General features: G+C 67.7%; 25 protein-coding genes. 9 read left to right on the forward strand and 16 right to left on the reverse strand.

What is annotated here, in order from left to right; translation table 11 throughout:
- Window position 1: 1 nt before the first annotated feature.
- Genes ACVPT3_RS13195 through ACVPT3_RS13205 form a run of 3 tightly spaced genes read right to left on the reverse strand, consistent with a single transcriptional unit; the run spans window position 2 to window position 2,876 of the window.
- Window positions 2-1,669, reverse strand: a complete 1,668-nt coding sequence (locus ACVPT3_RS13195; protein ID WP_492041328.1) for a putative bifunctional diguanylate cyclase/phosphodiesterase — start codon at window positions 1,667-1,669, stop codon at window positions 2-4.
- 13 nt (window positions 1,670-1,682) lie between these two features.
- Complete coding sequence (locus ACVPT3_RS13200) at window positions 1,683-2,285, reverse strand: GNAT family N-acetyltransferase (RefSeq protein WP_492041329.1); 603 nt, start codon at window positions 2,283-2,285, stop codon at window positions 1,683-1,685.
- A 36-nt stretch (window positions 2,286-2,321) separates the two neighbouring features.
- A complete protein-coding gene (locus tag ACVPT3_RS13205) occupies window positions 2,322-2,876 on the reverse strand; it encodes a TetR family transcriptional regulator (protein WP_492041330.1) in 555 nt (184 codons plus the stop codon).
- A gap of 85 nt (window positions 2,877-2,961) precedes the next feature.
- Between ACVPT3_RS13205 and ACVPT3_RS13210 the strand changes: the two genes are divergently transcribed.
- The 3 genes from ACVPT3_RS13210 (at window position 2,962) to ACVPT3_RS13220 (ending at window position 6,569) form a co-directional block, all read left to right on the forward strand.
- On the forward strand, window positions 2,962-3,798 hold the full coding sequence (locus tag ACVPT3_RS13210) for a metal-dependent hydrolase (RefSeq protein WP_492041331.1): 837 nt from the start codon (window positions 2,962-2,964) through the stop codon (window positions 3,796-3,798).
- Between the two features lie 75 nt (window positions 3,799-3,873).
- Window positions 3,874-5,379: a DUF1800 domain-containing protein gene (locus tag ACVPT3_RS13215; protein ID WP_492041332.1), complete on the forward strand. Its 1,506-nt coding sequence runs from the start codon at window positions 3,874-3,876 to the stop codon at window positions 5,377-5,379.
- Window positions 5,376-6,569 carry a DUF1501 domain-containing protein gene (locus ACVPT3_RS13220; RefSeq protein ID WP_492041333.1) on the forward strand — a complete coding sequence of 398 codons (1,194 nt, stop codon included), beginning with the start codon at window positions 5,376-5,378 and terminating at the stop codon, window positions 6,567-6,569. The genes ACVPT3_RS13215 and ACVPT3_RS13220 overlap by 4 nt, the downstream gene beginning before the upstream one ends.
- 6 nt (window positions 6,570-6,575) lie before the next feature.
- Here the strand turns inward: ACVPT3_RS13220 and ACVPT3_RS13225 are convergent, their stop codons facing one another.
- Window positions 6,576-6,767: a hypothetical protein gene (locus tag ACVPT3_RS13225; protein WP_492041334.1), complete on the reverse strand. Its 192-nt coding sequence runs from the start codon at window positions 6,765-6,767 to the stop codon at window positions 6,576-6,578.
- A gap of 238 nt (window positions 6,768-7,005) precedes the next feature.
- On the opposite strand from ACVPT3_RS13225, the gene ACVPT3_RS13230 reads away from it, so the two are divergent.
- Window positions 7,006-7,218: a cold-shock protein gene (locus tag ACVPT3_RS13230; protein ID WP_008260410.1), complete on the forward strand. Its 213-nt coding sequence runs from the start codon at window positions 7,006-7,008 to the stop codon at window positions 7,216-7,218.
- A 506-nt stretch (window positions 7,219-7,724) separates the two neighbouring features.
- Here the strand turns inward: ACVPT3_RS13230 and ACVPT3_RS13235 are convergent.
- From ACVPT3_RS13235 to ACVPT3_RS13260, 6 genes are all read right to left on the reverse strand, one after another.
- Window positions 7,725-8,279, reverse strand: coding sequence for an NADPH-dependent FMN reductase (locus ACVPT3_RS13235; RefSeq protein ID WP_492041335.1), 555 nt, complete (start codon window positions 8,277-8,279; stop codon window positions 7,725-7,727).
- Window positions 8,280-8,343: 64 nt separating this feature from the next.
- Window positions 8,344-9,558, reverse strand: coding sequence for a M16 family metallopeptidase (locus tag ACVPT3_RS13240; RefSeq protein WP_492041336.1), 1,215 nt, complete (start codon window positions 9,556-9,558; stop codon window positions 8,344-8,346).
- Window positions 9,559-9,608: 50 nt separating this feature from the next.
- Window positions 9,609-10,322 (reverse strand): SURF1 family protein, encoded by a 714-nt coding sequence (locus ACVPT3_RS13245; RefSeq protein ID WP_492041337.1) that lies wholly within the window; start codon window positions 10,320-10,322, stop codon window positions 9,609-9,611.
- On the reverse strand, window positions 10,319-10,714 hold the full coding sequence (locus tag ACVPT3_RS13250) for a DUF983 domain-containing protein (RefSeq protein WP_492041338.1): 396 nt from the start codon (window positions 10,712-10,714) through the stop codon (window positions 10,319-10,321). Before ACVPT3_RS13250 ends, ACVPT3_RS13245 begins: the two co-directional genes overlap by 4 nt.
- Entirely contained in the window at window positions 10,711-11,619 is a 909-nt protein-coding gene (locus tag ACVPT3_RS13255; RefSeq protein WP_492041339.1) for a cytochrome c oxidase subunit 3, read from the reverse strand. The genes ACVPT3_RS13250 and ACVPT3_RS13255 overlap by 4 nt, the downstream gene beginning before the upstream one ends.
- A gap of 117 nt (window positions 11,620-11,736) precedes the next feature.
- Window positions 11,737-12,642 (reverse strand): LysR family transcriptional regulator, encoded by a 906-nt coding sequence (locus tag ACVPT3_RS13260; RefSeq protein ID WP_492041340.1) that lies wholly within the window; start codon window positions 12,640-12,642, stop codon window positions 11,737-11,739.
- Between the two features lie 96 nt (window positions 12,643-12,738).
- Here ACVPT3_RS13260 and ACVPT3_RS13265 point away from each other — a divergent pair, with 96 nt between their 5' ends.
- Entirely contained in the window at window positions 12,739-13,611 is an 873-nt protein-coding gene (locus tag ACVPT3_RS13265) for an aldo/keto reductase family oxidoreductase (protein WP_492041341.1), read from the forward strand.
- A 68-nt stretch (window positions 13,612-13,679) separates the two neighbouring features.
- Window positions 13,680-14,354, forward strand: coding sequence for a basic secretory protein-like protein (locus ACVPT3_RS13270; RefSeq protein WP_492041342.1), 675 nt, complete (start codon window positions 13,680-13,682; stop codon window positions 14,352-14,354).
- Here ACVPT3_RS13270 and ACVPT3_RS13275 read toward each other — a convergent pair.
- The 6 genes from ACVPT3_RS13275 to coxB all read right to left on the reverse strand — a co-directional run bounded on the left by ACVPT3_RS13275 (window position 14,330) and on the right by coxB (window position 19,303).
- Complete coding sequence (locus ACVPT3_RS13275) at window positions 14,330-14,767, reverse strand: NUDIX domain-containing protein (RefSeq protein WP_492041343.1); 438 nt, start codon at window positions 14,765-14,767, stop codon at window positions 14,330-14,332. The two genes, ACVPT3_RS13270 and ACVPT3_RS13275, sit on opposite strands and share 25 nt — an antisense overlap.
- Window positions 14,768-14,771: 4 nt before the next feature.
- The gene (locus ACVPT3_RS13280) at window positions 14,772-15,320 is read right to left on the reverse strand and encodes a cytochrome c oxidase assembly protein (protein WP_492041344.1); all 549 of its coding nucleotides are present in this window, start codon (window positions 15,318-15,320) and stop codon (window positions 14,772-14,774) included.
- Window positions 15,317-15,496 carry a cytochrome c oxidase system small membrane protein gene (locus ACVPT3_RS13285; protein ID WP_492041345.1) on the reverse strand — a complete coding sequence of 60 codons (180 nt, stop codon included), beginning with the start codon at window positions 15,494-15,496 and terminating at the stop codon, window positions 15,317-15,319. The genes ACVPT3_RS13280 and ACVPT3_RS13285 overlap by 4 nt, the downstream gene beginning before the upstream one ends.
- Before the next feature lie 6 nt (window positions 15,497-15,502).
- A complete protein-coding gene (cyoE, locus tag ACVPT3_RS13290) occupies window positions 15,503-16,471 on the reverse strand; it encodes a heme o synthase (protein WP_492041346.1) in 969 nt (322 codons plus the stop codon).
- A gap of 102 nt (window positions 16,472-16,573) precedes the next feature.
- Window positions 16,574-18,253 (reverse strand): cytochrome c oxidase subunit I, encoded by a 1,680-nt coding sequence (ctaD, locus tag ACVPT3_RS13295; RefSeq protein ID WP_492041347.1) that lies wholly within the window; start codon window positions 18,251-18,253, stop codon window positions 16,574-16,576.
- 15 nt (window positions 18,254-18,268) lie between these two features.
- On the reverse strand, window positions 18,269-19,303 hold the full coding sequence (coxB, locus tag ACVPT3_RS13300) for a cytochrome c oxidase subunit II (RefSeq protein WP_492041348.1): 1,035 nt from the start codon (window positions 19,301-19,303) through the stop codon (window positions 18,269-18,271).
- Window positions 19,304-19,566: 263 nt separating this feature from the next.
- Between coxB and ACVPT3_RS13305 the strand changes: the two genes are divergently transcribed.
- The 3 genes from ACVPT3_RS13305 to ACVPT3_RS13315 are packed head-to-tail and all read left to right on the forward strand — an operon-like array spanning window position 19,567 to window position 21,337.
- Entirely contained in the window at window positions 19,567-19,953 is a 387-nt protein-coding gene (locus tag ACVPT3_RS13305) for a PadR family transcriptional regulator (RefSeq protein WP_492041349.1), read from the forward strand.
- Entirely contained in the window at window positions 19,950-20,558 is a 609-nt protein-coding gene (locus ACVPT3_RS13310; protein WP_492041350.1) for a DUF1700 domain-containing protein, read from the forward strand. The genes ACVPT3_RS13305 and ACVPT3_RS13310 overlap by 4 nt, the downstream gene beginning before the upstream one ends.
- Complete coding sequence (locus ACVPT3_RS13315) at window positions 20,555-21,337, forward strand: head GIN domain-containing protein (RefSeq protein ID WP_492041351.1); 783 nt, start codon at window positions 20,555-20,557, stop codon at window positions 21,335-21,337. Before ACVPT3_RS13310 ends, ACVPT3_RS13315 begins: the two co-directional genes overlap by 4 nt.
- The last annotated feature ends 441 nt before the right edge of the window (window positions 21,338-21,778 follow it).

A 21,778-nucleotide genomic window follows, 5' to 3' on the forward strand; every position in this document is an offset into this window, starting at 1 on the left:
ATTAAGCCGACCGCTGCTTCAGCGGCGCCGTGCCGTCCGCCAGGCTTTCGGCCAGATAGACCTCCGCCTCCTGGGCCGGGAGCGCCGGCGCATAGCCGAAGCCCTGGCCGTAGTGGCACTGGGCTTCCAGCAGCAGGGCGGCCAGTTCGGCGTTCTCGACCCCTTCAGCGACGACCTCCAGCGACAGGTCGCGGCCCAGGTTGACCACCGACTTGACGATCTTGGCCGAGCCCTCGTCCTTGTTCATCGTCAGGACGAAATAGCGGTCGATCTTCAGCGTATCGAACGGCAGGCGCGCCAGGTACGACAGGGACGAGAAGCCGGTGCCGAAATCGTCCAGCGCCAGCGACGCCCCGACATCCTTCAGCGACTGCAACACCTCGGCGGCGTGCGCAGTGTCGCGCATGATGTCGCCCTCGGTCACTTCCAGCTTCAGCGCCCCCTTGGGCAGGCCGCTTTCCTTGATGATCCGGGCCACGTCCTCGCACAGGTGCGGGCGTTCGATCTCGCCGACTGACAGGTTGACACTGCAGAACATCTTGCCGGCCAGGGGGTGGCGCTGGATCCATTCGGCCAGCTGCCGCGCCGACTGGGTCATCATCAGCAGGCCCAGGTCGTTCATCATGCCCAGGTCGGCGGTCAGGCCCAGGAACTCGTCCGGCGGCACCAGGCCGCGCCGCGGGTGACGCCAGCGCGCCAGGGCCTCGAAGCCCGCCACCGCCCCGGTGTTCAGGTTCACGATCGGCTGGAAGAAGGGCACGATCTCGCCGCGCACGAAGGCGTTCCTCAGATCCGCCTCCAGCGCCAGACGGCTCAGGGAATCACTCTCCAGCGCCCGGCCATAGGCGGCCGATCCGCCGCGTCCGGCGCCCTTGGCCGATTCCACCGCCAGCTCGACCCGGCGCAACAGTTCCGAGGCGTCCGGCGCGTCCGGCCCGCCCTCGACCACCACGGCGCCGATGGAGACGGTCGGATAGATGTCGAAGCCCGCGACGCGCAACGGCTGTTCCAGCGCCTCGCGCAGACGATAGCTGGCGTGGGAGGTCGTCTTTTGCACGATAACGGCGAACTCGTCCTCGCCGATCCGCGCGGGCGAGGCCTCCTTGGAGAAGGCGGCGGCCAGGCGCGATCCCAGGGCCGACAACACCAGGTCCGTCCGCTCGTGGCCCAGGGCCTCGTTCAGGCGGCGCAGCCGATCGACGTCGCCGACCACGATCTCGAATTCGCCCGGCTGGGTCAGCACCTCGCCGACCCGCGCGACGAAGGCGCGGCGGTCCAGCAGACCGGTCAGCACATCCCGGTCCGACCCGGCGAACTTGGTCTCCAGCGCCACCACCCCGGCGGCGCGCAAACCGTCCTCCAGCCAGACGCCCCGCCACAGGCAGGTCTCGGATCCGCGCATGCGCAGGCGCACGGCGACCTCGGTCCCCTCCTCCTGCGGCTTCAGCATTTTTTCGGCCAGCGACCGGTCCTGCGGCATGGCCGAGGCGACGAAGCCGGCGCCCGAACATTCCGGCGCCAAGGGCCCCAGCCCCAGAGCGCGGGTGGCGCCGGTGAAGCGCAATTGATCCAGGGCGGGCGTCCAGACCCACAGGGCCGTATCGGCGGCCGCCAGCGCCTCGATGGCGCTCGTGGCGTCCCAGGCCAGGGATCGGGGTCGCGCGTTCAAAGCTGTCGCCCTCTCATGACGGCGTCCGGCCGCCGCGATCAATCTCGTCCTCGACGAGGCCGAACAGCAGATGATCTGCCCACTCGCCGTTAATTTTCAAATAAGCCCGGGCCAAACCCTCGTTTCGAAAGCCGGATTTCTCCAGCACCCGCCGCGACGCCTGGTTGGTCGGCAGGCAGGCCGCCTCCAGCCGGTGCAGCTTCAGCCGCTCGAAGGCGTAGCCGACCACCGCCCGCATCGCCGCCGTCGCATAGCCGCGCCCGGCGTAGGGCTGGCCGATCCAGTAGCCCAGGGTCCCCGTCTCGGCCACGCCGCGCCGCACGTTCGACAAGGTGACGGCGCCCGCCAGGGTCTTGCCGTCCTCGACGAAGACGAAAAACGGCCAGGCGTTGCCCAGCTCCATCTCGCGCGCATAGATCGACAGCCGACGCCGGAACGCCGCCTTGCTGAGGTCGTCGTCCGGCCAGGCCGGCTCCCACGGCTGCAGATAGTCGCGCGACCCGTCGCGCAACCTGGACCAGGCCGAATAGTCGGACGCCCGCGGCGGCCTCAACAGCACGCCGTCGCCCCGGACCACCGGTCCGGCTACATCACTCATCCAGTCCAGCAGGGCCATGAGGCCTCATATAGCATCACGCGCAGGGGCGGGAACTCACGGTTCCGCCAGCACAGTCGCCGTCAGCTTCAGCGCCAGGTCACGACCCAAACCGTCGGGCGCGCCCAGCATTGGCGTCAGAATCTCGCCTATCAGCCCCTCGGCGAACGCCATATAGGCCGCCGTCGTGACCAGGGCCCGCGCCCGTTCCGCCGCACGGGGGTCGTCGGGGATCATGGCCGCCAGCCGGTCGGCCAGATCGCGCACCACCCCGGCGAAGCTTTCCGCCCGCGCCTGCTCGCGGGCCAGGGCCAGCCAGGCCGCCAGCTGCGAGGCCCCGCCCTTGCCGAAGGCGTCGAAGACGACGGTCATCAACAGCCCCGGCTCCAGACCCTCTCGCCTCTCGTCCAGGCCCCCCTCGATACGCTCGGCCAGATCGCGCACCATCGCGTCCATCAGCGCGCCCTGAAGCCCCGACGCCGAGCCGAAATGATGGATCAGATTGGCGTGACCCACGCCCATCCGCTGGCCCACCGCCTTCAGCGTCACCGCCGCCGGGCCGCCCGACAGCAGCAGATCGCGCGCCGCCTCCAGCGCCTCTTCGCGCGCCACCGTCCCACGACGTCGCCTGACCGGACCATTAGTTGACATTGATGTCAGTTAACTCCATATTGGTTTCGAAATCGAGGAGCAGACCATGGCGAAATCCGCCACCCCCGCCGACCTCCAGATCAAGCCCCGCGACCTGCATATCGACCGCGAGGCCCCGACGCCACGCTGGTGGCTGAACGGCGACCCGTTCGGCACGGCCGTGATGAACGCCCTCAGCCTGACCTTTCCCGACGGCGAGCGGTTCTTCATCCAGTCGGTCAAGCGGTTCGCCAGGGATGCGCCCGCAAACCTGGCTGCGGACATTCGCGCCTTCACCGTCCAGGAGGGCGCCCACACCCGCGAACACATGGCCTTCAACGCCATCACCGCCCGCGCCGGCTATCAGACCGCCGAGATCGAGCTCTATGTCACGCAGCGGCTCGATCTCGCCCGCGCCCGCCCGGCTATCGCCCAGCTGGCCGCGACCATGGCGCTGGAGCATTTCACCGCCGCCTTCGCCCATCGGCTTCTGGCCGACCCGGACCTGTTGAGGGGATCGCCGCACGACCTGGCCCGTCTGTGGCGCTGGCACTCCATCGAGGAGATCGAGCACAAGGGCGTGGCCTATGACGTCTTCCTGCACGCCACGCGGGATCTCAGCCCGCTGAAGCGCTGGCGTATCCGGCGCTGGGCGATGTTCATGACGACCCTGCTCTTCACCCGCACGGTGCGCGAGACGACCCTGATGCTGCTGAAACAGGACGGTATCGTGGGCTGGAAGGCGCGTTGGGGCCTGTTCCGCTGGCTGTGGCTGAAGCCGGGCCTGTATCGCCGGATGATCGGGGACTACCTGGCCTTCTACAAGCCCGACTTCCATCCGTGGCAGGTGGACGATCGCGACCTGATCGCCGACGCCGAGGCGGGGTTGGCCCAGCCGGCCTGATCCTCTGATCCGATCCCGCGACGGAGTTTTCGCCCGAGGGCGTTACACTTTGCGAGAACGGACGAGGAGAAGGCCATGGCTTCATCACCGACCGACGCCGCCATCGCCCTGACCCGACTGGGTCTGGGCGCTAGGCCCGGCGAGATCGAAGGCGTCGCCGCCGATCCCCGGGGCTGGGCCACGGCCCAGATCCGCCCCCAGGGCGCGCCCCAGCCGTCCGGCCAGTTCGCGGACACCGCCCAACGCGTCGCCCAATATATCGGCTATCAGAGCGACGCCGGTCAGGTCCGCCGCGACCGACGCTCCACGCGCGAGGTCGGCCCCACGCCCGCGGGGGCGGTGAGCCTGGCGCAGACCGCGCCCGCAACCGATCCCGAGGCCGTCGCCCGGCGAGAGGCGCGTCAGGCCGCCCGGCGCGAGATCACCCAAGACACGGCCCAGGAATTCCTCGCCCGCGCCCAGTTGGGCGCCGTGACCGACGCCGGTTTCGCCGAACGGTGGGCGCTGTTCTGGGCCAACGCCCTGACCGTCTCGGCCGCCAAGTTCGCCAGCGGCGCTTTCGTCGGACAGTACGAGCGCGAGGCCATACGCCCCCATGTCTTCGGCCGGTTCGAGGACCTGGTTCTGGCGGCCGAACAGCATCCCGCCATGCTTCTGTATCTGGACCAGGCCCGCTCGATCGGTCCCGACAGCCTGGCCGGCGCGCGCCGAAACGCCGGGCTGAACGAGAACCTGGCCCGCGAAATGATGGAATTGCACACCGTCGGCGCCGACGGCGGCTACTCTCAGGGCGATGTCACCGAGCTCGCCCGCGCTCTGACCGGCTGGTCTATCCCGACGGCGCACGATCAAGGCCCGCGCGCCAACAGACCCCGTCGCGCGCGCGCGACCGCCCAGGTCCAGCCGCAGCCGAACGGCTTCATCTTCCGCGCCAATGTTCACGAGCCGGGTCCGCGCACGGTGATGGGCAAGACCTATCCGGCGGCTGGCCTTGCCCAGGGTCAGGCCATACTGCGCGACCTGGCCCGCCATCCCGCCACGGCGAAACGCCTGTCGCGACGCCTCGCCGCCCACTTCGTCGCCGACAGTCCGCCCGAAACCCTGGTCGCCCGGCTGGAAGAGGCTTGGACACGCTCCGGCGGCGACCTGGCCCAGGTCGCCCGCATCCTGATCGAGGCTCCGGAGACCTGGACGCCCCAGCCTGCCAAGATCAAGACGCCGTACGAATTCGTCGTCTCGGCCCACCGCGCCCTGGGCACCCGGCCGCAGCGGATCCAGCCGCTGCGCCAGGCCCTGCTGGACATGGGCCAGCCGCCGTTCGCCGCCCCCTCGCCCGAGGGCTGGCCCGACACGGCCGCCGACTGGGCCGGTCCTGACGCCCTGGTCAAACGGCTGAACTGGTCGCGCACCGCCGCCGAGGCGGCCCCGACTGCGGGCCAGGCTGCGGACCCGAACGCCGTCGCCGCCTCTGCCCTCGGCCCCCGCCTCAGCGAACGCACGCGGCTCGCTGTCGCCCGCGCCGAGAGCCGCCCCGAGGCCCTGACCCTTCTCTTCATGTCGCCGGAGTTCCAGCGCCGATGACCGCCTCGACCATGAAAATGAACCTGAACCGCCGCCATCTGCTGGCCGCCGCCTCCGCCGGCGTTGGCCTCGCCTTCGCCGGCCGCGTCGCCGCCCAGACCCGTGGCCCCGCCAACAAGCTGGTGATGGTCATCGCCCGCGGGGCCATGGACGGCCTGTCCGTCACCGCCCCCTATGGCGACCCGAACTATGCCGCCCTGCGCGGCGGACTGGCCCTGGCGGCGCCCGGCGAAGCCGGCGGCGTGCTGGAGTTGGGCGAGGGGTTCGGCCTGCACCCCGCCCTTGCGGGACTTCACGACCTCCATGGCCAGGGCCAGCTGCGTTTCGCGCCGGCCGTCGCCCTGCCGGTGCGTGTCCGCTCCCATTTCGACGCCCAGGACGTATTGGAGAACGGCGGCGAGGCCCTGCGTCAACAGGACGACGGCTGGCTCAACCGCGCCATCGTCGCTGCGGGCGGAACCCGGCTGAAAGGCCTGTCGATCGGCGCCCAGACGCCGCTGATCCTGCGCGGCGACGCCCCCGTCTCCAGCTGGGCGCCGGGTGGCCAGGTGCGGGGCGACGACCGGATCGCCTCGCTGCTGCAGGACCTCTATGTCGATGATCCGATGCTCGGGCAGAATCTGGCGCGCGGCCTGGCCACGGAGGAACTGGTCAGTATGGGCGGCGACGGCGAAACCCTGCGCCGCAACGATGTCCAGGGCCTGGGCCGCGCGGTCGCCCGACTGATGACCGGCGCCGAAGGCGCCGACGTCGTCGCGGTCTCGCTGGACGGCTGGGACACCCATGCGGGCCAGAGGCTCCAGCTTCAGACGCGGCTGACCGGTCTGGATCAACTGGTCTCGGGGCTGAAGGACGGCCTCGCCGAGGACTGGGCCCGCACGGTCGTGGTGGTGGCGACGGAGTTCGGCCGCACCGCCCGGGCCAACGGCACCCAGGGCACGGACCACGGCACCGGTTCGTCACTTCTGCTGGCAGGCGGGGCCCTGAAGCCCGGCGGTCTGATCGGCGACTGGCCCACCCTGGCCGACGCCCGTCTGTTCGAAGGTCGGGATCTGGCCCCGACCCTGGACGTGCGATCGGTGTTCAAGGGGGTGCTGCGCGATCATATGGGCGTCGATCGCGCCGCGCTGGATTCCAGCGTCTTCCCCGGCAGCGCGGCCGAGGCGCCGACGACGAACGGTCTGGTCTGACGCGGGTCAGGCCGCTTCGGACGTGGTTTCCTTGCAGATCCGGTTCAGGTCAGCGCGGATCGAACTGCCCTGGAAGTGGGAAATCTCGGCGCTCGAGTATCCTTCACCCGACAACGCCTTAACGACGTCGCCCGTGTTCAGACATTCGGGGGTGCGGGCGAGCTGATAGGCGCGCTCCACCACGTGGGTGCGGTTCATGTTGGGACCTTTCCTAGTGGTTGCTAAACGCCCGCCAAGCTCGACCGTTCCACCTGTCCCGAGATTGATCTCTTCAGCCGCGCTTGCATTTGTCACAAAGACCTGAGCACATAGGCTCCGTCGATCTCTCTGCGTAACGCCCACTCTCTCTGCGAACGCACGAGTCCAGGCCGCTCCCATTCAGACCCGACAGGCCGAACGGACGTTCCCTCGGTCAATTTCTAACGGAGGTCTCAAAATGGCTACCGGCACTGTTAAATGGTTCAACCCCACCAAGGGTTACGGCTTCATCCAACCCGACGACGGCGGCAAGGACGTCTTCGTCCACATCTCGGCCGTCGAAGGCGCTGGCCTGCGCGGCCTGGATGAAAACCAAAAGGTTTCCTACGAGCTGGAACGCGACAAGCGTTCGGGCAAGGAATCCGCTGGCCAGCTGCAAACCATCGGCTGATTTCAGCTTCACGGCTGATTTGGCGACGGCGGCTCCGAAAGGAGCCGCCGTTTTCAATTCAGGACCTAGGCGGCCTCTGACAAGGGTAGGTTTCCCACGACCCGATCAACAGGCGGCGTGCGACAAGCCTGATGGTGGAACTCTATCAGATTAGCTGTTGAGTCAGAGCGTGAGGTCACCCTTGAACTCACGCGCGATCCCCAGCTGTCGAAGAGCGAAATCAGGATCACGCCGAGATTTAGAACTTGATGGTCGAATTGATTTTCATCTTGATCGTAAGGCACATGGGTTCGCGTCCAACAACGCTGTTCCCCATATTAGCGTCCGGAGAAGAATTTCGTTCCATTTATCTTTGAATTGATAGAATTTACTATGCAATTTTACTTGATTTGATCGTATATTTTACTGACTTCGATTTAGCGCTACAAAATTCCAAGCCCGAATAGTGTTGCATTCCAAGACGAACGATCACTTACGCCTGGTTTGACTGCGGCGCTCAGAGGCGATCACCCCTTCGTCTTCTCGATCCACCCTGCAAACGCATCCGTGAACCCCTTCAGGAAGTCCCGCGTCCCGTCGTTCTTCAGCTTGCCGTGCTCGTCCAGCAGGTCGGCGACATTGCCCACATAGGCTTCGGGCTGGGCCATGGTCGGCATGTTCAGGAAGACCAGGGGCTGGCGCAGGTGGTGGTTGGCGCCGAAGGCGGCCAGGGCGCCGGGCGAGACGCTGACGATGGCGGCCGGCTTGCCCGCCCAGATGCTATGGCCATAGGGGCGCGAGCCGACGTCCAGGGCGTTCTTCAGCGCGCCGGGGATCGAGCGATTATATTCCGGCGTCACGAACAGCACGGCCTGCGTCGCCGCGACCTCCTCGCGGAACCTCGCCCAAGGCGCCGGCGGCGAGTCCGTCTCCAGGTCGGGATCATACAGCGGCAAGTCGCCGATCTCGACCAGTTCCAGGTCCAGCTCAGGCGCGGCGAGCCCCTTCATCTCCAGGCCGATGGCGCGGGAATAGGAGCCTTTACGCAGGCTGCCGACGATCAGGGCGACGCGGACGGACATGGGGGCGCTCCGGTTTCGAGAAGGCGCGATCCTCACACAGCCGCCATGGCGAGGAAAGAGGGCGTCAGAGCCCGAATAACACCGCCGCAAACGCCTCGCCCGCCGGCGCGGCCGACTTCGGCCCCAGCACGGCGCTGGCGGCCTTGCCGCCCGACACTATCCGCGCGCCGACCGCCCGCACGTCCTCGACCGTCTGGCCCTCCAGCTGTTCCGTCATCGACAGGCTGGACCGGGGCGCGCCGAAGATCAGGGTCTGGGCGGCGTTGCGGCCCGCCCGGCTCATCGGGTTCTCGTCCGACATCCACAGACCGGCCTTCATCACCGCCTTGGCCCGCGACAGTTCCTTCTCGGTCGGCCCGGTCTCGGCCATGGCCCGCACCTCGGCCGCCGCCACCTGGGCCAGTTCTTTCGCCCGGTCCGCCGCCGCGCCCGCGTAAATGCCCAGCACCCCGGTGTCCTCATACGGCTCCTGATAGGCGTCGATGGCGTAGGCCAGGCCCCGCTCCTCGCGCGCGCTCTGGAACAGGCGCGAGGCCATGCCCCCGCCCAGGATCTCGCCGAACAGCCGCATCGACGACAGGGCCGGATCGGTCGCCGACAAAGCCGGCAGCTGGAACACCAGATTGGCCTGTTCGATCTTGCGCGTCAGGGTCGCATGCCCTCCGACGAAGGCGGCCGGCGCCGGCGCCTGAACCGGGGTCGCCACCGCATCGCCGAACCAGCGCTCGGCCAGGGCCAGCAGTTCGCCCTCCTCCACCGCGCCGGACACCGACACCACCATCCGGTCGGGCGAATACAGCCGCGCGCGCCAGGCCTCGACCGTCGCCTTGTCCGCCGGCTTCAGACTGGCGACCGACCCCAGGATCGGCCGGCCCAGCGGCTGGCCCGCGAAGGCCCGCGTCTGGACCATCTCGAACACATGGTCGTCGGGCGTGTCGAAGGCCTCGGCGATCTCCTGGGCCACCACGTCCTTCTCGCGCTCGATCTCGGCCGGGTCCAGCGTGGGCCGGAACACCAGGTCCGACAGCACCTGCATGGCCAGCGGCAGCGACCCGTCCAACCCCCGCACCTCGAAACTGGTCCGCTCATAGCCGGTGGAGGCGTTGATCGTGCCGCCCTCGGCCTCGATCCGTTCGACGATCTCGCGCGCGGCCATGTCGCCGGCGCCCTTGAACACCAGATGCTCCAGCAAGTGAGACCAGCCGGAGCGATCCTCCGCCTCCCACCGCGCCCCGCCCTTGACGGTGACGACGACGGCCAAGGTCTTCAGGCCGGGCATGGGGTCGCAGATGACGCGAACGCCGTTGGACAGGGTGTGCAGGGTGGCGGTCAGGGAAGGTCTTTCTTCATTCGACGTCTAAGCAGGGCCACATAGAAACCCGCCAGTGCGATCGCCAGTCCGAACCACGTCAGGGCGTAGCCGAAATGATTGTTGGAAAAGGCCGCCGGCGGCGCGGACGGCCTTAGGGCCGCGAACTCGGGATTGGTCGGACTGACCGCGAACACCGCCTCGGGCCGCACCGGCCCCTGAACCTTCAGAGCCTCGGCCATGGCCGCCGTGTCGCGTCCGTAGAAGCGGCCGTTCGCCGGCGCCGGCGTCATGCCGCTGGGCGGATCGAAGCTGCGGAACTCCCCGATCAGCACCAGCGGCAGGCTGGTCTCGATCACGCGCGGCCGGGCCGAAACCCCGTCGGCGATGAAGCCCCGGTCGATCAGCAGGCTGAACGCCGCCCCCGCCGGTTTGCACGCCGAGATCAGCCGCACCCCCGCCTCGCCCTCATGGATGGATTGCAACTCGACATAGGGGGCGGTCGCCAGACCCGGACAGACGATCAACGCCTTCCTGAACTCCAGATCGCTCTCGTCCTGATTGGGCCCCAGCACCTGATCCAGCGGCGCAGGCGGCTTGGCCGCCGCCGCCTCGGACGCCGCGATCAGCCCCTCTTTCCACTTCAGCCGCTCGACCTGCCAGACGCCCAGCCCGATCAGCAGGACCAGGGCCACGACCGTCAGCAGGGTCAGGATCCAGGGAAACCGCCTCACGTCTGATTCCTGTACTGCAGGCCGATCATCAGCCCCCGCCCCGGCCGCATCAACGCCATCGACAGACCCACCACCAGCGGAAGCCAGACGATCAGGTGCAGCCACATCGGCGGATGGAATTTGATCTCGACCACCAGGGCCGAAAACCCGACCACGAAGCCCGCGATCTGCATGATGAAACTGGCCGGCCCGTCGCCGGTCTGGATGGTCGAGAAGTCCAGCCCGCAGGCCTCGCACCCCGCCCGCACCTTCAGAAAGCCCGCGAACAGCCGCCCCTGGCCACAGCGCGGGCAGCGCCCTTTCAGCCCCGCCCGCACGGCGGAAACGGCGACGGCGGGAGACGATCCCTCGTCCCCCGCCGCCGCGATCTTGTCCGTGGTGTCCGGGATCAACCGAAGACGACGTAGACGAAGGCGAACAGGAACAGCCAGACCACGTCCACGAAATGCCAGTACCAGGCCGCCGCCTCGAAGCCGAAATGCTTCTCCGGGGTGAAGTCGCCGGCCAGCAGGCGGATCAGGCAGACCGCCAGGAAGATGGTCCCGATCAGGACGTGGAAGCCGTGGAAGCCCGTCGCCATGAAGAAGATCGACCCATACAGGCCCGAGTTGATCGCTTCCTCGTTGAAGAACAGGTGCTCGTGCAGGATGTGATTGTATTCGTAGGCCTGAACACTGGTGAAGAAGACGCCCAGGACCACGGTGATCACCAGGGCCAGCTTGGCGCCGCTGCGGTCGCCGACCTGGATCGCATGGTGCGCCCAGGTCACGGTGCAGCCGCTCAGCAGCAGGGTCACGGTGTTCAGCAGCGGCAGCTGCCACGGCGACAGGACCTCGACCCCCTTGGGCGGCCAGGTCGACCAGGCCTTGGCCGTATCGGCCCAGGTCCCGACTTCCGGCGTCAGGGCCCGCGATTCATGGAACAGGGCCATGTCGAAGAACATCCAGAAGAAGGCGACGAAGAACATCACCTCCGACGCGATGAACAGGATCATGCCGTAGCGCAGACCGATGGACACGACCGGCGTATGGTCGCCCGCCTTGGACTCCTTGATCACGTCCGACCACCAGCCGAAGGCCGAGATCAGCACGCCCGCCAGGCCGGCGAAGAAGACGCCCGGCTTGCCTTCGGCCAGGAAATTGGCCGCAATCGGCCCGTTCTCGGCCGGGGCCAGCCCCTTCATCCAGATCACGGCGCCGATGAACATGATCGTCGCGGCGATCGAGGACAGCAGCGGCCACGGGCTGGGCGGCACGAGGTGATAGTCGTGGTGCGGAGCGGCGTGCGCGTCGGCCATGCGTTTCATCTCTATCTTGGACTGGCGATGAACTCGCCTTATCCGCCAGCTATAACTGCGGCTTTTGCGTCGCGCCAGTGCGTCGCCGCCTTTCAGCCTTGATCGAAAGCCCTGCGCTCAATCCGGCGCTTGGGTTCGCACATAATCCACGAAGGCCCGCAGCGGCGGAGGGGGCAGCCGACGACCCGAATAATAGAGGAACGGCCCCGAGAACGGCTGATGCCAGTCGACCAGAACCGGCTCCAGCGCCCCGCTGTCGATCAGGGGTTTCACCCAGTCCTCGAACAGGAACATCACCCCCACGCCCGCCACGGTCGCATCGACGGCCAGGTCCGCCGCCCCGTTGAAGCCGAACACCAACGGCCCCTTGGGATCGATCATCACGACCTCGCCGGCGCGTTCGAACTCCCACGGCGGCATGGCACCGCTGGAAAAACGCCCGCGCAGACAGTCGTGCGCCAGCAAATCGCGGGGATGAACCGGACGCCCGCGCCGGTTCCAGTAGGCGGGCGCGGCGACGCAGGTAAACTTCTGTTGGCGCGGTCCGATGGGCACCGCGATCATATCCTGCTCCAGCCGTTCCTCGTAGCGAATGCCCGCGTCGCACCCGGCCGCCAGCACATCGACGAAGTTCTCGTCCACCGTCAGGTCCAGCCGGATGTCGGGATAGGCGGCCAGAAAGCCCGGCACGATGGCAGGCAGAACCAGACGCGCCGCGCTGCCCGGCACGTTCAGCCTCAGGGTCCCCGCCGGGCGGTCACGCAGGTCGCCGACACTCTCCAGCGCCGCCTCCACCTCGGTGAGGGCCGGGGTCAGCCGCTCCAGCAACCTCTGTCCCGCCTCGGTCGGCGCCACGCTGCGCGTGGTCCGGTGCAGCAGCCGCACGCCCAGCCGCTCCTCCAGCCGCCGAACCGCTTCGCTCAGGCTTGAGGCGCTGGCCCCGCCCAGCCGCGCGCCCTCGCGGAAGCCGCCCGCGCGGGCCACGGCCATGAAGGCGTTCAAATCGCTGAGGTCCGGCTTCATTGTTCGTCTTTCCGCACAACCCGTCCGAACCTTGCCCGATTATCGCGCAGCCGCCCAGCGCCTAGATCGACATCGTCCCCCGAACGGAGCGCGATCATGACCACCGACACCCTCACCCCCACGACCTTCCCACTCGGCGACCGAAGCGTGAACCGCCTCGGCTACGGCGCCATGCAGCTCGCCGGTCCCGGCGTGTTCGGCCCGCCCAAGGATCATGAGGCCGCCCTGGCCGTGCTTCGCGAAGCCGTGGCCCTGGGCGTGAACCACATCGACACCAGCGACTTCTACGGCCCCCACATCACCAACCAGCTGATTCGCGAGGCCCTGTCCCCCTATCCCGACGACCTGACCCTGGTGACCAAGGTCGGCGCACGGCGCGGGCCGGACGGCGCCTGGCTGCCGGCCTTCTCGCCCGAGGATCTGGTCGCGGCCGTCCACGACAATCTGCGTAATCTGGGCCGCGAGACGATGGACGTCGTCAATCTGCGCGTCATGTTCGACGTCCACGGCCCGGCCGAAGGCGCCATCGCGCCGATGATGGAGCCGCTCGCCGAACTGCAACAACAAGGTCTGGTGCGTCACATCGGCCTCAGCAATGTCACCGCCGCCCAGGTGGCCGAGGGTCGCGCCATCTGCCCCATCGTCTGCGTCCAGAACCAGTACAACCTGGCCCACCGCCACGACGACGCCCTGATCGACGACCTGGCGCGCGACGGGATCGCCTATGTGCCCTTCTTCCCCCTGGGCGGTTTCAGCCCGCTTCAGTCCACCGCCCTGTCGGACGTCGCCGCGCGTCTGGGCGCCACGCCGATGCAGGTCGCCCTGGCCTGGTTGCTGCGCCGCTCGCCCAACATCCTGCTGATCCCCGGCACCTCCTCGGTCGCCCACCTGCGAGAGAACCTGGCCGCCGGCGATCTGATCCTGCCGGACGAGGCCCAGGCTGATCTGGACGGGATCGCCGGCGACTGATCGGGCGCCCCTTGCCATCGGAAGGGCCGTCGTGGTCACACTGAACCGCCGCCAACGGGATTCCGACCATGCGACCTTCCGCCCTGCCCCTCGTCCTTCTCGCCGCCGCCCTTTCGGCCGGGGCGGCCCAGGCGGCTGAGACCCGCGTCTATGAACACGGCGGCTTCATCCTCGATTTCCGCGACGAATCCGGCACGACCGACCAGGCGACGGCGGACCGGATGGTGGAGACCTTCTTCGCCGTCTACCCCCGCCTCGCCGCCGACTTCAATCCGCAGGCGTCGCGGCGCGTGACCTTCATAATGGACCCGAAGATGGAGGGAATCGCGGGCGCCGGCGGCGACGTGGTGATGTACAGCACCCGCTATTTCCAGCAGCATCCCGGCGACACCGACGTGGTGACGCACGAGGCCATGCACGTGGTCCAGGCCTATGGCGACCAGCCGGTCCCTGGCTGGCTGACCGAGGGGATCGCCGACTATGTCCGCAACCGCTACGGTGTGGACAATGCGGCCGGCGGCTGGAGCCTGGGCGACTATTCGCCCGACCAGAAGCTGGAAGGCGGCTATCGCGGCGCGGGCCGGTTCCTGACCTGGCTGGAGGCGCATGGCCACGCCGGGGTGGTCCGCGACCTCGACGCCCACGCGCGGGCCGGAACCTATACGCCCGAGCTGTGGCGCGTCCTGGCCGGCAAGAGCCTGCGCGAACTGTGGGCCGACTACGCCGCTGCGCCTGCGCTCTGACGCTGCGCCAGGGCCGCGAACGCCGTCTTCGAGAAGACCGACAGCGGCTGCGGCAGGTCGTCCAGGGCGAACCAGCCGATCTCGGACAGCTTGTCCGGCTCGGTCAGCCACGGCTCGCCGGTGAAGTCCCGCGCCAGATAGATCAGCGACACCCAGTGCTGACGATCCGCCGCGATGATCTCTTCGGCCACGCACAGGAACTCGACCGCGCCGATCGTCAGCCCGCTCTCCTCCTCGGCCTCGCGACGCGCGGCCTCGGCGGAGGATTCGCCGTGATCGACCTTGCCGCCGACGATGTTCCAGCGCCCCGCCTCGGGCGCCTTCAGCCGTTTGCACAGCAGCACCCGCCCATCGGCCCGCTGGATCACCAGCCCACAGCCCACGCCGGGGAAGTCCACACCCGGTTGGGCCATCGAATCAGGCGTTCGGTCCCGTCGGCGCATCGACCGACGGATAGAAGGTGTAGCTCAGGGTGATCTCGCGCGCGCCCTTGGCCTCGCGGTCCGTGGCCAGTTCGGGGGCGATGAAATACTGGACCGGGAACTGGCGCGTCTCGCCCGCCGCCAGGGTCTGATCCTGGAAGCAGAAACACTGCAGCTTCTGGAAATAGGGGCCGGTATACTCCGGCACGACATTATAGCCGGCCCGCACCTGGATCGGCTGGTCCGAGGTGTTGGTGACGTCGAAATAGGCCAGGCCCGTCGCCCCGATCCGCACCCTCTGGGTCGACTGCTCTGCCTTGAAGGTCATCGGCAGGCCGCGGACATTGGTGTCGAAGCGAACCAGCACCGTCTGGTCCAGCACCGTGTCCGGCGCCTTCTCGGCGCGACGCACCGTGCCGTCGAAGCCGGTGACCTGGCAGAACATCCGGTACAGGGGCACCGCCGCAAAGGCCGCGCCCGTCATCCCCATCACGCCCAGGACGCAGATGATGGCGATCAGGTTCTTGCGGCCGGGATTGGTCATCGCGGAGCCGCCCCCGCCGGCGCCGAACCTTCCAGCAGGGCGCGTTCGGTCGCCTGGTTCTGTTGCAGGCGCAGGACCGTGGTGGTGAAGACCAGGACGATGAAGGCCACCAGGGCCGCCGCGATCCAGACATTGCGCCGCTTGCGGGCGCGCAGTTCCTCGGGCGTCAGACGCATGGTTCGTTACACTCCCAGGCCGGCCAGCGCCTCGACCAGGAAGGCCGAGAACAGGGCGACCAGATACAGGATCGAAAAGGCGAACAGGTCACGCGCGGGTTTGGCCTGGGCCTTCACGTCATACAATGCGGCCTCGCGTCCCACCGTATCAGCCTTGTCCGGCTCGTCCCCGGCGCGCGACCGGTACAGCCGCCAGGCCAGACCGAGGAAGCCAAGGCCGCCAGCGACCGCCACCACGGCGTAGATCAGCCCGCCCATGCCGACCAGGGCCGGCGCCACGGCCGAGGCCACGAAGACCAGCGAATAGATCAGAATCTGCAACCGCGTCGACCTGGCGCCCCGCGCCACCGGCATCATCGGTATGCCCGCCTTGGCGTAGTCGCCGGCCGAATACAGGGCCAGGGCCCAGGAGTGCGGCGGGGTCCACAGGAAGATGATCAGGAACAGCAGCCAGGCCTGCCACGGCGCTTCGCCCGTCGCCGCCGCCCAGCCGATCACCGGCGGAAAGGCGCCCGCCGCCCCGCCGATGACGATGTTCTGCGGCGTCCGACGCTTCAGCAGCAGGGTGTAGAAGCCGGCGTAATAGACGATGGTCAGGGCCAGCAGACCGGCCGCGAACCAGTTGGTGTTCATGCCCAGCAGCATGACCGAGAACAGGCTCAGGATGACGCCATAGGCCATGGCGTCATTCTTCCGGACACGCCCCGCCGCCACCGGCCGACCGCGCGTGCGCCGCATCAGGGCGTCGGTCTCGCCCTCCAGCGCCATGTTCAGCGACCCGGCTGCGCCTGCGCCCACGGCGATGCACAGGATGGCGATGGCGGCGACCAGCGGGTTCATCGACCCCGGCGCCATGACCAGTCCGGTCGCGGCGGTGAAGACCACCACCGACATGACGCGTGGCTTCAGCAGCTGGAAAAAGTCTTCCGGCTGGGCGGTCGAAATCGCGGGACGGTCGTGAACGTCTTGGGACATGGGTGCGGGGGTCATGGATGGGGAGCGAATAACACACCCCAAAGCAGAAGGCCGCCCCTTCCGTGGAAAGAGCGGCCCGCTGTTCGGGATGTCAGCCCGGGATCAGTGCTCGTCGCCCTTGACCACCGGCAGTTCATTGAACTGGTGCGTCGGCGGCGGCGAGGACAGGGTCCACTCCAGTGTGGTGGCGCCCTCGCCCCACGGATTGGCGACGCCCGGACGACGACGGATCGCCGCCTCGGCCAGCATGATCAGGAAGACGATCACCCCGACGATGGTGATCACATAGCCGATTGACGAGATCTGGTTCCACAGGGTGAAGGCGTCCGGATAGTCGATGTAGCGACGCGGCATCCCCTGCAGGCCCAGGAAGTGCTGCGGGAAGAAGACCAGGTTCACGCCCACGAACATGATCCAGAAATGGGTCGCGCCGAGGAACTCGTTGTACTTCACCCCGAACATCTTCTCGAACCAGTAGTAGAAGCCCGCGAAGATGGCGAAGACGGCGCCCAGCGACAGCACATAGTGGAAGTGGGCCACGACATAGTAGGTGTCGTGCAGGCTGTAATCGATGCCCGCGTTGGACAGGACCACGCCGGTCACCCCGCCGATGGTGAACAGGAAGATGAAGCCGATGGCCCACAGCATGGGCGTCTTGAAGCTGATGGACCCGCCCCACATGGTGGCGATCCAGCTGAAGATCTTCACCCCCGTCGGCACCGCGATGATCATGGTCGCGGCGATGAAATAGGCGCGCAGATTGATGCTCATCCCGACCGTGTACATGTGGTGCGCCCACACGATGAAGCCGACGAAGCCGATGGCCACCATGGCGTAGGCCATGGCCAGATAGCCGAACACGGGCTTGCGGCTGAAGGTCGAGACGATGTGGCTGATGATGCCGAAGCCCGGCAGGATCAGGATGTAGACCTCGGGGTGACCGAAGAACCAGAACAGGTGCTGGTACATGATCGGGTCGCCGCCGCCGGCCGGATCGAAGAAGTGGGTGTTGAAGTTGCGGTCCGTCAGCAACATCGTGATCGCCCCCGCCAGCACCGGCAGCGACAGCAGCAGCAGGAAGGCGGTGATCAGCACCGACCAGGCGAACAGCGGCATCCGGTGCAGGGTCATGCCCGGCGCGCGCATGTTCAGGATCGTCGTGATGAAGTTGATCGCCCCCAGGATCGAGCTGGCGCCCGCCACGTGCAGGGCGAAGATGGCCAGGTCGAAGGCGGGGCCGACGTGGCCCGTGGTCGACAGCGGCGGATAGGCCGTCCAGCCCCCGCCGAAGCCCTTGCCCGGCCCGCCGTCGGTGAACATCGACAGCACCAGCAGGCACCAGGCCGCCACCAGCAGCCAGAAGGAGATGTTGTTCATGCGCGGGAAGGCCATGTCCGGCGCCCCGATCATGATCGGCACGAACCAGTTGCCGAAGCCGCCGATCATGGCGGGCATGACCATGAAGAAGATCATGATCAGGGCGTGGGCCGTGACGGTTACGTTGTAGCCGTGCTTGGACTGCTCCACGAGACCCAGCAGCTGGATCGACGAGCCTTCCTTGAAGATCTGGATGCCCGGCTCGGCCAGTTCCCAGCGGATCAGGCCCGACAGGGCGCCCCCGACCACGCCCGCCATGATGGCGAACAGCAGGTACAGGGTGCCGATGTCCTTGTGATTGGTCGACAGGAACCAGCGGGTGAAGAAGCCCGGCTTGTGGTCGTCGTGATGATGGGCCTCGGGCGCGTGAAGCGCGTCGCGGGTCGAGATGATAGCGTCAGCCATGGAACTGCTCGCCTCTTACTGGGCGGCCGGCGCGGCGGGGGCCGCGGCGGGAGCGGGTTGAGCGGTCGGCGTTGTCGCCGTCTGTGCGGTCGGTATGCCGGTCTGGTCGCCGATCTGCGGACCGGTCGAGGCCGTCCCCAGGACGGGCGCGCCGGTGGTTCCGGCCTCGACCTGGGCGGCGGTGCCGCCGGGCGCCGCCTCGGGCGTCTTCGGCGTCATCGAACCGCCCTTGGAGGCGATCCAGCGTTCGAACTCGGCCTGGGACACCACGTTGATCTGGATCGGCATGAAGGCGTGGTCGACGCCGCACAGTTCCGAGCACTGGCCGTAGAAGACGCCGGTGCGTTCGGCCTTGAACCAGGTCTCGTTGACCCGGCCGGGCACGGCGTCGGTCTTCAGGCCGAAGGCCGGCAGGGCGACGGCGTGGATCACGTCGGAGGCGGTGATCAGCAGGCGCACCGTCTTGCCGACCGGCACCACCATCGGCTCGTCCGCCGCCAGGCGATAGACGCTGTGCGGCAGGCCGCGCTCGGCCAGCTCGGCCTCGGGCACCATGTTGGAGATGTATTCGGCCACCCCCTGGTCGGGATATTCATAGGCCCAGTTCCACTGGTTGCCCGTGACCTTCACCGTCAGGTCCGGCTCGGGCATGTCGTGATAGGCGAACAGCAGCCGGAACGAGAACAGGGAGATGAAGACCAGAATCACCACCGGCAGCACCGTCCAGATGATTTCGACGGTGGTGTTGTGGCTCCAGCGCGCGGGCGCCGGATTGGACTTCTTGTTGTAGCGGAACACGATCCAGGCCAGCAGGGCCAGCACCAGCAGCGTAATCCCGGTGATCACCGGCATCAGCACGATATTGTGGAACCAGATGGCGTCGTGCTTCAGCGGCGCTGCGGCCGGCTGCAGGTCGATGCCGCCCGGCGTCGGCTGGCCCATCAGGTCCTGCGCCCAGGTCGGCGCGGCGAAGAACAGGGCCAGTCCTGCGGCTGTCGCCGCCGACGTCGCCGTCTTCGCTCTTGTCAGGGCTCGCGTCCCCATTCCCATACGAAGTCCCCATAATATCGTTTAGCAGCAGAGACTTGCGAATGGCTCGCAAGTCTTCGCGCGAGCATGTTATCCCGCCCGGCACTCTGCCGAGTCCCTATCGGATCGCCCTTCGCTTGCCAAGCGATCCCGCGACCGACGCCGCAAACCCGCCGCATTGTTCGCTCGCGACGCTGCGGATTAAACCTTCGTCATGTTTAAACAGGTACCTTGCGTCACAAGGTACCTTGTCGTACTCAATCTCCATCAAAGGAGACATCGAGGTGACCGAAACCATCGAGATACAACTGAAGAAGGGGGTTCTGGGGCTTTGCGTCCTGGCGCTCCTGAACCGGGCCGACAGCTACGCCTACGAGATCGCCAGCCGCCTTTCGGACGCGATCGATATGGGGGAAGGCACCATCTATCCCCTGATGCGGCGGATGCAGTCGGACGGACAGGTCGAGACCTATCTGGTCGAATCCTCGTCCGGCCCGTCCCGCAAATATTATCGCCTGACCGACGCCGGACGGACGGCCCTCGCCGCCCAGACCGTCGAATGGTCGGCCTTCACCCAGGCCGTCGACGCCGTGCTGGCGAACGACGCAACCACGATCCAGACGCCGGAGCCCCAGGCGGCCGACGCTCAACCGGAGGGAACGGAACAATGACGCGCGCGGAATTCATCGCCCGTCTCAGAAGCGGACTGGTCGGATTGCCGACCGCCACGGCGGCCGACATCGTCGCCGACTATGAGACCCATTTCGCCGACGGCCTCGCCGCCGGCCGCACCGAGGCCGAGGTGGCCGCCGCCCTGGGCGATCCGGGCCGGCTGGCCCGCGAACTGAAGGCCGAGGCCGGGATCCAGCGCTGGCGTCAGGAGAAGAACCCCTCCGCCGCCGCCGCCGCCGTCTTCGCCGTCCTGGGCCTGGGGGCCATCGACATCCTGATCCTCCTGCCCATCCTGATGGGCGTGGTCGGGACCCTGTTCGGCTTCTTCATCGCCGCCATCACCCTGTTCATCTCGGGCGGCGGCGTCATGGTGGTCGGTCCCTTCGCCGGCTTCCCCGGCGGCCCGTTCGCCGCCATCCTGATGGGTCTGGGCCTGATGGCCGGGGCCGTCTTCATCGGCGCCCTTCTGACCATCGTCACCATCTGGCTGGTCAACGGCGTGGTCTGGTACGCCCGCCTGCACTACCGGCTGCTGAAGCCGGCGCTTGAACCCCAGTCCTATGAAACCAAGGCCGAAGTCACGAGCACGGGAGGCTCGCTATGATCCGCACACTGTTCATCATCGCCGGCGCCGCCCTGGTGCTCTGCATCGTCACCGTCGGCGGCGCCATCGCCCTCGGCGGCCACGACCTCCAACGCCACGGCTGGGCCTGGACCATCAAGGACCGGGACGGCGAAACCATCCGCTTCGAACGGGTCAGGGGCGGCGGGACCGACGATCTCGGTCCCCTCACCACCCGCACCCTGGCCTGGACCGGCGGCGAGACCCTCAGCGTCGAATCCAGCATCGACGTCGAATATGTCCAGGGCCCGGCCAACACTGTGGTCATCACCGGTCCAAAGGGCCTGACCGACCGGGTCACTCTGACGGACGGCCGCCTGTCCCTGGGCGACGGCGACGAACGGATCGTGTGGGGCTGGGACAGCGGAAACTTCTCCGCCCGGTCGGAACGCGACGAACTGCGCGTCGTCGTCACGGCGCCCAACGTCCGCCGCTTCGCCTCCAGCGGCTCCGGCGACCTCGACATCACCGGCTATGACCAGCCGTCGATGGCCCTGTCGATCTCCGGCTCGGCCGATGTCACCGCCGCCGGCCGCACCGACGCCCTCGACATCGACATCGCCGGTTCGGGCGACGCCGATCTCCGGGCCCTGGACGCCCGCGACGCCACCGTCGACATCGCCGGCTCCGGCGACGCCGACATCGCCCCCACCGGCGACGTCCAGATCAGCATCGCCGGCTCCGGCGACGTCACCCTGGCCACCCGCCCGGCCAAACTGACCAGCGAAATCGCCGGTTCGGGCGACGTGTACCAGAACTGACCCCGGGAAAGCCCCCTCCGTCGCGGAGCTCTGCGCCGCGACACCTCCCCCAAGGGGGGAGGAATGCGAACACCGAAATCCTCCCCCCCCCTGGGGGAGGTGGATCGCCGCGCAGCGGCGAGACGGAGGGGGCCCGAACGTGATCAACTATCCTAATGACGCTGGTCTCATTTCAATGATTCCAGCGCCTTCCCAGATTCTCACCCCCTCCAACCAACCACCCCCCAAAACCCCCTCATAATCTCCCCGGTCTCGTCGCTAGGAGGGCTCGTAAGGCCTGCGACCTTGCGGCGGCGGGAGCGTAGGGATCAGGGGCGGGGGTGGAATTCCCTCGCGCCGCATGACGGTGCATCGGTGGGCTCATCCCGCGCAGAAACGTCGGCGGAGGACACGGGGTTAGGAACCCGGTCGCACTCGGGACGGTCCTTCGCAGGGATCGCC

It is taken from the genome of Brevundimonas sp. FV1ps31S (assembly GCF_058681265.1).